The sequence below is a fragment of the Microbacterium sp. 05T445 genome, assembly GCF_056395865.1.
Window position 1 is genome coordinate 304899 of sequence record NZ_JBFTKJ010000001.1, and the last position, 13158, is coordinate 318056.

At 69.5% G+C, this 13158-nt stretch carries 9 protein-coding genes; 4 read left to right on the forward strand and 5 right to left on the reverse strand.

Translation table 11 applies throughout. The features are described from left to right. Positions 1-171 precede the first annotated feature (171 nt). The 3 genes from AC1DDU_RS01385 (at position 172) to AC1DDU_RS01395 (ending at position 4774) form a co-directional block, all read left to right on the forward strand. A complete protein-coding gene (locus AC1DDU_RS01385) occupies positions 172-2316 on the forward strand; it encodes a winged helix-turn-helix domain-containing protein (protein WP_477430839.1) in 2145 nt (714 codons plus the stop codon). Between the two features lie 87 nt (positions 2317-2403). Continuing rightward, the gene (locus AC1DDU_RS01390; protein WP_477430840.1) at positions 2404-4002 is read left to right on the forward strand and encodes a carboxylesterase/lipase family protein; all 1599 of its coding nucleotides are present in this window, start codon (positions 2404-2406) and stop codon (positions 4000-4002) included. A gap of 208 nt (positions 4003-4210) precedes the next feature. Then, positions 4211-4774, forward strand: coding sequence for a Dps family protein (locus AC1DDU_RS01395; protein WP_477433391.1), 564 nt, complete (start codon positions 4211-4213; stop codon positions 4772-4774). Between the two features lie 265 nt (positions 4775-5039). Here AC1DDU_RS01395 and AC1DDU_RS01400 read toward each other — a convergent pair whose 3' ends face one another. Then, positions 5040-5753 (reverse strand): GAF and ANTAR domain-containing protein, encoded by a 714-nt coding sequence (locus AC1DDU_RS01400; RefSeq protein ID WP_477430841.1) that lies wholly within the window; start codon positions 5751-5753, stop codon positions 5040-5042. 24 nt (positions 5754-5777) lie between these two features. Beyond that, positions 5778-6479 (reverse strand): GAF and ANTAR domain-containing protein, encoded by a 702-nt coding sequence (locus AC1DDU_RS01405; RefSeq protein WP_477430842.1) that lies wholly within the window; start codon positions 6477-6479, stop codon positions 5778-5780. Positions 6480-6766: 287 nt separating this feature from the next. On the opposite strand from AC1DDU_RS01405, the gene AC1DDU_RS01410 reads away from it, so the two are divergent. Next, complete coding sequence (locus AC1DDU_RS01410; protein WP_477430843.1) at positions 6767-9421, forward strand: AMP-binding protein; 2655 nt, start codon at positions 6767-6769, stop codon at positions 9419-9421. On the opposite strand, the gene AC1DDU_RS01415 is transcribed toward AC1DDU_RS01410, so the two are convergent. From AC1DDU_RS01415 to AC1DDU_RS01425, 3 genes are all read right to left on the reverse strand, one after another. Continuing rightward, positions 9387-10517 (reverse strand): ABC transporter ATP-binding protein, encoded by a 1131-nt coding sequence (locus AC1DDU_RS01415; protein ID WP_477430844.1) that lies wholly within the window; start codon positions 10515-10517, stop codon positions 9387-9389. The genes AC1DDU_RS01410 and AC1DDU_RS01415 overlap by 35 nt on opposite strands. After that, positions 10514-11950, reverse strand: a complete 1437-nt coding sequence (locus tag AC1DDU_RS01420) for an ABC transporter permease (RefSeq protein ID WP_477430845.1) — start codon at positions 11948-11950, stop codon at positions 10514-10516. The genes AC1DDU_RS01415 and AC1DDU_RS01420 overlap by 4 nt, the downstream gene beginning before the upstream one ends. Positions 11951-12066: 116 nt before the next feature. Next, positions 12067-13116: an iron ABC transporter substrate-binding protein gene (locus tag AC1DDU_RS01425; protein WP_477430846.1), complete on the reverse strand. Its 1050-nt coding sequence runs from the start codon at positions 13114-13116 to the stop codon at positions 12067-12069. Between the last annotated feature and the right edge of the window lie 42 nt (positions 13117-13158).

Here is a 13158-nt window from a genome sequence, read left to right on the forward strand (position 1 = left end):
GACGGTGTGCAACGCCCTCCGTTGATTCGTCGGCGAGTCCCGAGTAGCTTCAGCAAAGTGCCGGGGGGCGTGAAGGTCTCGTCACGTCTACGAGCGGATACGTCCGCCGAGACGGTCACCCCGCCACCCCTCGGACCGAAGTTCCGGCCACCTGTCGCACGTGCCGGGATCGTGATCAGAACGTCGTTGATAGAGCGACTCCTCGTCTCGGAATCGCCCGTCATCGCCATGGTGGCCCCGCCCGGTTACGGCAAGACCACTCTCCTCGCGCAATGGGCGGAGCGGCAGGGAGCGCGAGTCGCCTGGGTGTCGTGCGACAACACGGATGACGACCCCGCCGCACTCTGGTCCGATGTGACGAAGGCGATCGATGCGGTGTCGCCGCTGGACGCAACGGCGTCACGGCTGCTCGCCGCCAACGGTGGCGGAATCGGCATCGTCCCGGCGCTCGTCGCCGCCATCGCCCCGGCCGGGCCGCCGATGACGATCGTGCTCGATCACCTCGAGCATGTGTCCAGCACAGCGTCGCACGCGGCTCTCACGGAGTTCGCGATACGAGTCCCCGACGGCTGGCGACTGGCGATGGCCTCTCGGGAGCCGCTGCCGATCCCCACCGCCCGGCTTCGCGCCCAGGGTCGGATCATGGAGCTCGGGCCCGTCGACCTCGCGATGTCCGAAACCGAGGCCGGCCAGCTGCTGGCGGGGGCGGGTGTCGAGGCTCCCGCCATGCGAACCGCGGAACTGCTCGCTCGCACCGAGGGCTGGCCGGTCGGGCTGTATCTTGCCGCGTTGGCGATGCGGACCGGAAGGCCCATCGGCGATCTCTCGTTCGGGGGCGACGACCGGTGGGTCGGGGAGTATCTTCGCTCAGAGCTGCTGTCGCGGGTGACGCCGACCGAGGCGCGCCTGCTGCTGCGGACCTCCGTGCTCGAGCGGCTGTGCGGGCCGCTCTGCGACGCCGTGGCCGACATGAACGGGTCAGCCCGTGAGCTGGAGGATCTCGTCGGCCGCAACCTGCTCGTCATCCCTCTCGATCGTCAACGCATGTGGTACCGCTACCATCACCTGCTGCGCGAGCACATGCTCGCTGAGCTCCGGATGCAGGGTCCGAACGAGATCGCGCAGCTGCACTCGCGAGCAGCTGCGTGGTACGTGGCCAACGACATGCCGGAAGACGCCATCGAGCATGCCCAGGCTGCCGCTGATGCCGACTTGGTCGCCACGCTCATCCTCGAGCTCATGAGCCCGGTCTGGGCAAGCGGACGTGTCGACACCGTGCTGCGGTGGATGCAGTGGCTCGAGGGGCATCCATCTGCCCGACACTATTCGGCGGTGATGGCTCACGGCGCCCTGATCTACGCTCTGCTCGGACGCGCCTCCGAGGCTGAGCGGTGGGCGGAAGTGGCCGAGCGGATGCCTCCCCAACCGGGCCTGCTCAAGGATGGAAGCAGCGTTGCAGGCATGCTCTCCTACCTGCGCGCGAACCTGGCCCGAGACGGTGTGGCGGCCATGCGGCGCGACGCCCGATCCGCGTGGGAGGCTCTTGGGCCGGGAAGCCCGTTCCGTGCGACGATGGCGCATGTCGAGGGTGTCTCCTACCTGTTGGAAGCCGACCTCGATCAAGCCGACGCGATCATGGCTCGCGCCTCCGACCTGGCCGCCGCAATGGGAAACATGCCGTTCGTGAGCCTCATCCTCGCCGAACGTTGTGTCGTGGCCACCGAACGCGACGACTGGCCGGCCGCCGACTTCCTCGCGCATCGCGCGTTGAGTGTGGTGGAGCAAGGCGAGTTCGGTGGCTACTGGACCAGCGCGCTGGTGTTCGCTGCTGCTGCTCGATCGGCCGCGCACGCCGGGGACATGCATGCCGCGCGGCGTCTGTCGCGCCGCGCGGCACAGCTGCGCCCCTTGCTGACGGATGCACTTCCCGTCGTTTCGGTTCAGGCGCTCGTCGAGCTCGCGCGCGCGTACCTGGGCTTCGCCGATCAGGACGGCGCCGCGGCAGCGCTCAGCCAGGCCACCCGAATCCTGAAGCGCCGCCCTGACCTCGGCACCTTGCCCGACACCGTCGCGCTGCTCCAGGCGCGGATCGGACAGATCCGCACGTCTCCGATCGGAGCGTCATCGCTGACAGCAGCCGAGCTGAGACTCGTGCCACTGCTCCCGACCTACCTGTCGATGCAGGAGATCGGCGAGCGTCTCCACATTTCCCGCAACACCGTCAAGTCCGAGTTGATCTCGCTCTACCGGAAGCTCGGAGTCTCCTCACGAAGTGAAGCGGTACGTCGCACGAGGGATCTCGGTTTCTCCACATAGCGGCCAGCGGAGAGCATCGCAGACCGGCCGTCCTCTTGCGGATGCGGTCCGATCAGGCTGAGGTGAAGACGTGAGCAGCGTGCGATCGTGATCACTCGCCGCCGGAGGCACGACGACGAGACCGTCGACGTGCGAGTCGTCGGTGGAGTGGTACGCGGCCTGCGGCAACGCGGGCTGCTCACCTGGCGCGGAATCCCGTATGCCGCGCCGCCCGTGGGGAGACGGCGGCTCGCGAGTCCCGTCGATGTAGAACCGTGGGAGGGCATCCGCGACGCCCTCGACTTCGGTCCGGCCGCCCCGCAGACGATCCGCAATCCGCTCATCCACCCGCCATCAGCGGTGATCGCAGCAGACGAGGACTGCTTGACGGTGAACGTGCACGCGCCCGTCTGGGATGATCACAGCTCGCTCCCCCTGCCCGTCATGGTGTACATCCACGGCGGCGGTTACAGCGTCGGATCGTCCCGAGACTTCTCTGGGCAGGGCGAGGGGTTCGTCCGCGACGGCCACGTCGTGTACGTCAGCTTCAACTATCGACTGGGGCCGCTCGGCTACCTCGACTTCAGTGGCTACTCGACCCGAGATCGACCGTTCGCGAGCAATCTCGGGCTTCGCGATCAGGTGGCGCTGCTGAAGTGGGTGCGAGAGAACATCGGTGCCTTCGGCGGCGACGCCGAGAACGTGACGGTGTTCGGCACCTCGGCAGGTGGCAACGCGGTGACGACGCTGATGGCGACACCGTCCGCGCGCGGGCTGTTCGCCCGGGCCATCGCCGAGAGCCCGCCCCCGGGTGCCGTCTACCCGCCGTCGTTGAGTCGGCGATGGGCGGGTGAGTACGTCCAGATCCTCCACCAGGTGATCGAGTCACGCGCGAGACGCGACGCAGAGGAGTCCGTCGAAGCTCGCCCTGTCCCCCGCACGGCGCACGAGCTGCTTCTGACCGCGACGCCGGGCGAGCTCGTCACGGCGTGCACGGTGCTCCAGATCCGAACACCGGACGCCTACCCCGGCACCTTCTGCCTCGCGCCGGTCATCGACGGCGACTTCCTGCCCCAGAGTCCATTGCGGGCGTTCCGCGACGGAGCGGCGCACCGCGTTCCGCTCATCATCGGGACGAACGATCGCGAGGGGGCGATCTTCCGCGGCCGCGTCGACATCCTGCCGCGGACACCCCGGCGGATCGAGGCGCTCTTCGCGCGCGCCCCCGCCGGTGCTCGGCGTCGAATGCGCGCCGTCTATCCTGGACTGCCCGCGCGACGGGCCGCCGCAGACTTCAGCGGGGACTTCGGCTTCTGGTTCCCCAGCACGCGGCTCGCCGACTACCACTCGCGCTTCGCCCCGACCTGGGCGTACCGCTTCGACGTGGCACCGCGGCTGCTGGAGATTCTCGGCCTGGACGCCACCCATGGGGTCGAGATGTTCGCACTCTTCGCCCGCACCGACCTTGCGATGGCGCGGATAATCACAGCGTTCGGCGGGGCGGAGCAGTATGCGGCGGCCGGCCAGCGCATGCGGATCATGTGGCTGAGATTCGCCGCCGGTGCTGCACCCGAGGACACGTGGCCCTCGTACCGCGAACCCGACCGCTCCACGCTGATCATCGACGTGACGGATCGCGTCGAGAACGACCCCCGTCGCGATCGACGACGGGCGTGGGAACACTTCCTCCCAGACACCAGTGGGTGATCGCCGCTGGAGACGCAGCGAACCTCTCGGATTCCGTGGGCCCGCGCGGACATCGCCGAAGGGCATATCCGGCTCGACGTGCGACCGCCGCCGAGGCTGGCACGCCTCCCAGGAATGCCGGATAGCACGCGTGCGCCAGGCCCGGCAATCCCCTCTCCACGATCTGGAAGGCGTTCTAGCGTGGGCGCATCCGAACGAAGGAGCGAGCATGCCTACGCAGACCGCGAAGAAGACAGCCCCCGCCCGCAACAAGCGACGTGCTGCCAAGGGGGCGGAGCTCACACGGGAGCAGAACGCCGAACGCGGATTCACCGCTTCGAAGACGCTGAGCGAGAACCTTCAGAAGGTCTTGGTCGATCTGATCGAGCTCGCATCGCAAGGCAAGCAGGCCCACTGGAACGTCGTGGGGAAGAACTTCCGCGACACCCACCGCCAGCTCGACGACATCATCGACGCCGCCCGGGAGCTCAGCGACACCGTCGCGGAGAGGATGCGCGCACTCCATGCTGTCCCGGACGGACGCAGCGACACCGTCGCCGAGACGACGACGCTGCCGGAGTTCCCGCCTGGCGAGATCGACACCGCCGAGGTCGTCGACCTCGTCGTCGAACGCCTCGACGCGGCAATCTCCACGTGCCGCGACGTGCACGACGCCGTCGATGAGGAAGACCCGACGAGCGCCGACATCCTCCATGAGGTCCTGGAGCGGCTGGAGCAGTTCGCCTGGATGGTCGGCGCCGAGAACCGCACCCCCGCCGAACGGATCTCATAGCCCGCGGGCCCATGTCTTCCGCGGCGGTGCCTCCTCGGCTGTGAGGCGCACAGGATGGGCGCGTGACGTCCGATCCTGAGGACGCAGGCACAGACGAATCACGGCGGCGCGGCGCTGCTGGGGCTCGATGCGGTCCTCATCGGCTCCTTGCCGGCGACGCTGCGCACGGATGGCGCCCCGACAGGTACATGGTCGAGGAGGACCTCACGCGGCGACCCGGCGCCGACGAGGTCACGCAGATCCTGGCCCGGCCCGACCGCGTGGGTCAGAGGACCAGTCGTCCGGCGATGACGTCGGCCGCGACCACACCGATGCGAGTCCGGGTGGAGCGCGCATGGCTCCGTATCCGCGCGAACGCCTCATCCATGTCGATACCCTGCCGCTGAGCGAGGTACCCCTTCGCCTGTTCGATCACCACCCGGCTGTCGAGTGCGCGCTGGAGCTGAGCCTGGGCGAGTTCGGACTCCTCGACCAATCGCTGCTGCAGGATGCTGATGGTCGCGATGTCGGCCAGGGCCTGCGCTGCAGCGGCATCGGCGGCATTGAGCGCTCCCGGTTCGTCCCGCAGGAGGTTCAGCGATCCCAGGGTCGAGTTCCGCAACCGCAGCGGAATCGCGTGGATCGACGAGAACCCGGAGGCACGGGCGTCCGTGGCGAAAGCCGGCCAGCGGTCCGCGATCTGGTCGATGTCGTCCACCGAGACGACCTCGCCGGTCGTCGCCGCCTCCACGCAGGGGCCGGCACCGACCTTCAACTGCATCAGCTCGACGAGCTCGCTTCTCTCGCTCGTGGAGACGATCACCTCGAGCTGATTGGACGGGCTCAGCAGGAGGATCCCGGCCGCGGATGCATCGAAGAGCGAGATGCACTCGTCCACAAGGTGCTGGAGCACGTCGACGACGTCGAAGTCATCGACGAGGGAGTCCGCCAGAGTGACGAAGGTTCCCAGCAGCTGATGCTCGCGGGTGAGCGCCGTCATGCCGTCATCCTAAGCCTTCGCCCGTCACACGCTCAGGTCGAGCCGCCGTGCGATGACATCGGCCGCGACGTCGCGCACTGGTCGGCCGGCCGCGTACGCGTGGCCGCGGAGGAGCATGAGCGCATCGTCTACGCCGAGGTCGTTCCTGGCCGCCACCATCCCGGTCGCCTGATGCACCTCGCGACGAGAGTAGGGCTCGTCGGCCGTTTCACCGTCCGTCACCTCGAGACGATTCAGCGCTCGGCGCAGGAGTGTGAGGGAGACGATGACGGCGAGCCTGCTCAGCCCGGTGATGTCGGCGCCGGACAGCTCGCGGGCGACCGTCGAATACACCCCGATAGACCCGATTCCGACCGTGCCGACGAACAGGGGGAACGCGTAGAGCGACCCCAGGTCGAGCTCTCGGAGGGCTGCCCAGGCGCCTGGCCACAGCGCGCCGCCGCGGACCTGGAGATCGGATGCCGCGACCGGGCGACGGGTACGCAGGGCCTCCCACGAAGGACCCTCACCGAGGTCGATCTGGATCTCGTCGATTCGTGCTCCCAACCGCGTGCTGGCGCACACGGTCTGCGACCCCATCGGCGAACCGAGAGTGGAGATCACCGCGCCCGGCATCGAGACGGCCTCTCGCAGCGGCGAGCACAGATCGTCGTCTCCCCCGGCGAGTGCCGCCGCAGCGAGCGAGAAGGCATCGCCTGTCGGCTCCTGGCCGGCTGTGGTGGACATCGCTCCCCGCCGTTCACAGTGAAATGAGCAGGCGCTGGGTCTTGGTGCCCTCACCGCGATCGTACACCGCTGCCTGCAGCGATCCCCCGGTACGCCCGGTCTCCCGACGCTGATCAGCTCACGGGGCGGCTGTCGCCGTCGGGTTCGACGACGGGGAGCCTCGAAGCCCTTCGGACCTCTGCCGGGGACTTCCCGTAATAGCGAGCCTGGCGGAGGTTAGGATAGCCATACCTTGCACGATCGCGTGAGCCTTCCCGCGGTCAACTCAAGAGAAAGCCATAATCCTCATGACGTTGACCGCGCCCGCGCTCGGACTGTCGCTGCTCGGAGGGGAGCCCGACGCACCCGCACTCGTCATCGGCGGCGAGTCCATCACGTACGCCGAGTTGCGGCGCCGGGTATCCCAGCGCCGTGAGGAGCTCGGCGACATCCGCCGACTCGTCATGATCGCGGCCCGCAGCGACGTCGAGCCCCTCGTGACGTACCTGGCTGCGCTCGAAGGCGGCCACCCGGTCCTGCTGGTCCCCGATGGCGACGACGAATCGGCGCGCCGCCAGCGAACCTCGCTCATCGACCGATTCGATCCCGACGTCGTGGCTCACGCTGCCCCCTCCGGTTGGGAGTTGGGAGAACGCCGCGCCGGGAGCCGGCACGAGTTCCATGTCGACCTGGCGGTACTCGCCAGCACGTCGGGCTCGACCGGCTCGCCCAAGCTCGTGCGGTTGTCGGTCGAGAACGTGCAGAACAACGCGGCCGCGATCGCCGAGTATCTCAGCCTGACCCCCTCCGACCGCGCTGCCACCACGCTGCCGCTCCAGTACTGCTACGGATTGTCGGTCGTCAACAGTCACCTTCTTGCCGGCGCCAGCCTGATGCTCACAGACCATTCGGTCTCGGACGCGGCGTTCTGGCGCGAAGCGCGGCACCACCGCGTGACGTCGTTCGCGGGCGTGCCTTACACGTTCGAACTGCTCGAGGCGGGTGGCTTCACGGGCGCCGAACTGCCGTCTCTTCGATATCTGACGCAAGCGGGCGGGCGCATGGATCCGGGTGCGGTGCGTCGGTTCGCACAACTCGGCGACGAGAACGGGTTCGAGCTGTTCGTGATGTACGGGCAGACCGAGGCGACGGCGCGAATGGCCTACCTGCCACCGGAGCTCGCCGCGACGCATGCCGGCACGATCGGGCGTCCGATTCCGGGTGGGACGTTCCGTATCGACGCCGTGGACGGCGCCGAATCGGGCGAGCTCGTGTATCAGGGCCCGAACGTGATGATGGGGTACGCGCACGCTCCGACCGACCTCGCTCTCGGGTCGACGGTGTCCGAATTGCGCACGGGGGATGTCGCCCGCCGGCGCACCGACGGCATCTACGAGATCGTCGGGCGCATGAACCGCTTCGTGAAGGTGTTCGGCCTGCGTGTGGATCTCGACCGCGTCGAGCACCTGCTCGCGGAGGAAGGGATGGAGGTCCGCGCGGCGGGTGCCGCCGAACGACTGCTGCTGTTCGCAACCTCGGAACGCGACGTCACGCGGGCACGTGACCGCGCAGCCGCGCTCATCGGCATTCCCCGCCACGTCATCGGCGCGCACGCCGTTGCGGAGTTCCCGCGCACGCCGAGCGGGAAGCGAGACTACGCCGCGCTGGTCCGCCTCGCAGAACTGCAGGACCATGCCGGAGAGCAGGTCGCGGCCGCGCCGACGACCGTGACGCCCGAGACGATCCGCGACATGTACCGGGCGCTCCTCGGCGCGCCGGACGCCGGCATCGACGACTCGTTCGCGGGCCTGGGCGGCGACTCGCTGAGTTACGTCGAGATCTCCCTGCGGCTCGAAGAACTCTTGGGGGCGGCGCTCCCGCGCGACTGGCCGACGTCGACCCCGCGAGTGTTGTCGCAGCGCGCCGTGGCCGCCCCCGAAGCCGCCCCCTCCGGCGTCGGCCTCCCGGCGGGGAAGGCTCCCGCGACGCACCGACCCTCGCGGCGGTGGTTCACATGGACGCGCCTGGAGACCCCTGCGGTGCTGCGGGCGGCCGCGATCTTCCTGGTCGTCGCGACGCACGCCGACCTCATCGCCGTGAAGGGCGGAGCACATCTGCTGCTCGCGGTCGCCGGGTACAACCTCGCGAGGTTCCAGCTGGCGTCCGTCGCGGGCACCACACGCCTTCGACGGCTCGGACGCAGCGCACTCCAACTCGCGGTGCCCGCCGTGCTCTGGATCGGTGCGGTGGCCCTGATCACGCGCCAGTACGCACCGACCACCGCCGCGCTCGTCAACAACTTCGTCCCCAGCGATGGGCGATGGAACGAGCAATGGCAGTTCTGGTTCCTCGAGGCGATGCTGTGGTCGTTCGCGGCGGCAGCCGCCATGTTCGCCATGCGTCGAATCGACCGGCTCGAGCGCAGGGCACCGTTCGGCTTCGCGCTGGCGGTCTTCGCGGTCACGCTCGCCGCGCGCTTCGCGATCGCCGGCACCACCGCCGAGCACGTCGAACGGTATGCCGCGCCTGTCGTGCTGTGGCTGGTCGCCCTCGGATGGCTCGTGGCCCGTGCCGACACGACCGCACGTCGCATCCTCGTCTCCGTCGTCGCGGTCGTGACGAGCTTCGGCTTCTTCGGGGAGCCGCTGCGAGAGGCGATCGTGGCGGGCGGCATCCTCGCGCTGGTGTGGGTCCGGGCGATCCCGCTTCCGCGGATCGTCGTGCCGCTCGTCGCCACGGTGGCCGCGGCATCCCTGTTCGTCTATCTCACGCACTGGCAGGTGTACCCGCCGTTCGAGCAGAGCGCCCCGTGGCTCGGGACGCTCCTGTCGTTCGTGGTCGGCGTGCTGGCCTACCGGATCTACGTCAGCGCGGGTGCCCGGGTCGCGATGCTGGGCGGGCGGCTGCGGAGTTCTCCGGCCGCGAGGATCAGCCGGGAACGCCCGCGCCCCCACCGGGCATGACGATGGCTCCTGTCGAGCCGGGTTCCCCCGGTGCCGCGTAGAGCACGACCCCGCCCTCGACGATCACACGCACCGGTGTGCCCGGCGCGAACGCCGCGGCGCGGTGCTGCGGCACCCGGTACATGAACTCGGTGTGGAACTCGCCGGAGCCGACGCTCAGCCGGAGGTCGGCAGTCGACCCGGCGGGACGGACGGCGACCACCGTGCCGTTGGCGACTGGAGCGAGCGTGGATGCCGCTCCATGCGCCGCCGCCGCGACGCGCAGCTGGGCGGGACGAACCATCGCGCGAACCCGCACAGCACCGCCCGACAGATCGTGACGGACGGTGAGCCGTCCGAATCCGCATTCCACGCCGTCCGAATCCGAGTGGGCCGGGATCACGAGCGCGTCTCCGAGGAAGAGGGCCACGCCCGCGTCGATCGGAGCGTCGTACACGGCCATCGGGTCGCCCGCCTGCACCAGGCGACCGCCGGCGAGGACTCCCACCTGATGGCCGAACGACAGCGCCTCGTGCTGATCGTGGGTGACGAGCACGGCGGTCACCCCACTGCGCTCGAGCACGTCGACGACCGCCTCCCGCGTGGCTGAACGCAGCCCGGTGTCCAGAGCGCTGAACGGCTCGTCGAGGAGGATCACGCTCGGCTCCTGGGCGAGCGCCCGCGCCAGCGCGACGCGCTGCTGCTGACCACCGGACAGCTCATGCGGCATCCTGTCGGCGAGATCGGGGTGCAGGGAAGCGAGGTCGAGAAGTTCACGCACGCGCTTCGCCCTGCCCGGGCCGCGCGGCAGCCCGAACGCGATGTTGCGCGCGACGGACAGATGCGGGAAGAGCGCACCGTCCTGTGCGACGTAGCCGATTCCACGCCGATGGGTGGGTACCGCCCTGCCGTTCCCGGCGAGTTCCCGTCCGGCAAGACTGACGACACCGCCGTCGGGGTCGACGAAGCCGGCGACGATCCTCAGCAGCGTGGTCTTCCCGCTGCCGGACGCGCCCACGAGGGCGAGCCGCGTGCCGCGCGGCACCTCGAGCGACACCTCGCGCAGCACCTCGGTGCCGCCGAACGACTTCGACACCGCTTCCAATCGCAGGGTCATCGCAGGGTCCTCCCCGTCGCGTGGGTGAACATGAGTGCGACCGCCGGCACCGACATCAGCACCAGCAGGACGGCGTACGGCGCCGCGGTCGGATAGTCGAGCGCGGATGCCGCCGACCAGAAGCTCGTCGCGACGGTGCTGGTGCCGGTGGGGGCGAGGAGCAGCGTCGCAGTCAGTTCGTTGGCGGCCCCGAGAGCCACCAGCGCTCCCCCGGCGCCGATCGCGGGCAGCAGCAACGGCACGGTCACCCGCAGCCGGGCCGCGACAGGCGGCACGGCGAGCGCTCGGGCGGCTTCCTCCAACGACTCCGGCACCTGCGACAGTCCGGCACGCAGCGGCACGAGCGCCCGCGGGAGGAAGATCACCACATACGCGGCGATGACCGTGAACGCCGTCTGGTACAGCCCCGGAGCGAAGGCGAGGGTGACGGCGACGAACGCGAGCGCCACGATGATCGCCGGCAGGCTGCTGGCCAGATACGCCGCCCCCTCGAGGATCCGTGACAGCCGCCCCGGATAGCGCACGGCCAGCCAGGCGAACGGGAGCGCGACAGCGATCGTGCACACCGCTCCGGCGAGAGCGAGGGCCAGGGTCTGCAGCGCTGCGATCACGACGTCGCCGTAGGCGGCGGCATCCGCTCGCAGCAGCCAACGCCCGACGCTCGTCAGCGGCACGACGAGGGCGCCCGTCAGGAGCAGCGTGAGGGCGACCAGCACGGGCGCGGTCAGGCGACCCAGGCGGAGGTCGACGGCCGGGTGCGGCGATCCGCCGCCGACGCGGGCGTATCGAGCGCGGCCCCGGGCCGCCGACTCGACGCCCAGCAGGATCAGGCACAGCAGTGCGAGCACCAGGCCGAGCGCCGCCGCGTTCGGACCGGCGAACATGCTCTCGTACGCGACGACGATCGCCGTCGTGAACGTGTCGAAGCGGAGGAACGCGAACGCCCCGTATTCGGCCAGCAGGTGCAGCCCGACGACCAGTGCACCGCCGAGCACGGCGAGCCGAAGCTGCGGCGCGACCACGCGGAAGAACACCGCCCAGGACCCCATGCCGAGCGAGCGGGCGGACTCCTCGAGTGCAGGGTCCAGGCCCCTGATCGCGGCGAGAGCCGGGAGGAACACCAGCGGGAAGTACGCCAGTGTCGCGACCAGCACCGCCGCCCACAACCCGTGGATGGACGGGATGGCACTGGCCCAGCCGTAGCTGGCGACGAAGGCGGGGATCGCCAAGGGCGCGGCGAGCGCGACCTTGAACACGCCGCGCCCGGGGAGCGTCGTGCGCTCCACCAGCCAGGCGCAGCCGACGCCGAGCACCACTGTCGCGGGCACGCCGATCACGACGAGCAGCACGGTGTTCACGAGCAGCTCGCCGACCTTCGGCCGGAACACGAGCGCCGACAGCTCGTCCCATCCCATCGCGACGGCAGCCTGCACGACGTACCCGATGGGGACCAGGGCGCCCAGCGCGAGGACCGCTACGACGACGACGAGACCGACGGGCGGGCGCCTCTCATTCGTGCCGCGCGTCGATGTCCGCGTCTGGAGCTGGGTCAGAGGAGTCCGGCTTCCGTCATGAGCTCGATGACGGCCGGCCCGTTGAGCGTGGACGGGTCGATCGCGGGCGCGTCGAGCTCTGCGAGCGGCGGCAGTTCGGGCTTCGCGGCGATGTCGGACGCGACCGGGTATTCGAAGCTGTACCCCTCGCCGAGGATCTTCTGGCCCTTCTCGCCCGCGATGAAGGCGAGGAACTGCTGTGCTTCGTCCGCGTGCGGCGCGTTCTTCAGCACCCCGCCGCCCGAGATGCTCACGAACGCACCGGGGTCCTGGTTGCCGAAGTAGTGCAGCTTCGTGCTCGCGCTGTCCTCGGCCGCGGCATCCTGATCACGGAACCAGTAGTAGTGGTAGATGATGCCCATCGGCACCTCGCCGGCGTTGACCGCCTTCATCGTGACGATGTTGTTGCGGTACTGGACGGAGTTCTCGGCCATGCCCTCCAACCATGCGCGAGTGGCGTCCTCGCCCTGGGTGGCGAGCACCGCCGACACGATCGCCTGGAAGTCCGCCTTCGCGGGCGCTGCCCCCCATCGCCCCTTCCACTCCGGCTGAGAGAGGTCCATCAGGGATGCGGGGAGCTCGTCCTCCGAGATGAGATCGGGGTTGTAGACGAGCACCGTCGATCGTGCCGCGATGCCCGTCCACAGACCGGACGAGGGGCGGTACTGCTCGGGCACCAGCGCCAGCGTCGTGTCGTCGACCGGGGCGAAGCGTCCGGCATCCTCGACGAGCGACATCGCCGGCGAGTTCTCCGTCAGGAACACGTCGGCCTTCGACGCCGTGCCCTCCTGGACGAGCTGGTTGGCCAGTTCGCTGTCGTCGCCGTTGCGGAGCACGACGTCGATGCCGGTCTCGGCGGTGAAGGCATCCGCCCATTCCTGGGTGAGCTGCTCATGCTGTGCGTTGTAGACCACGAGCGCCTCGGGGTCCGCGGAGTCTCCACCGCCCGTGCCGCCGGCGCATCCCGCGAGAGCGAGTCCCACGACGACGACGGGAGCGACGAGCATCCGGCGCAGACGCGCAGCAGAAGACAGGCGTGAAGGCATGGGGAACCCCTCGACGACGGACAGGTAAGGCTAGCCTAAAGC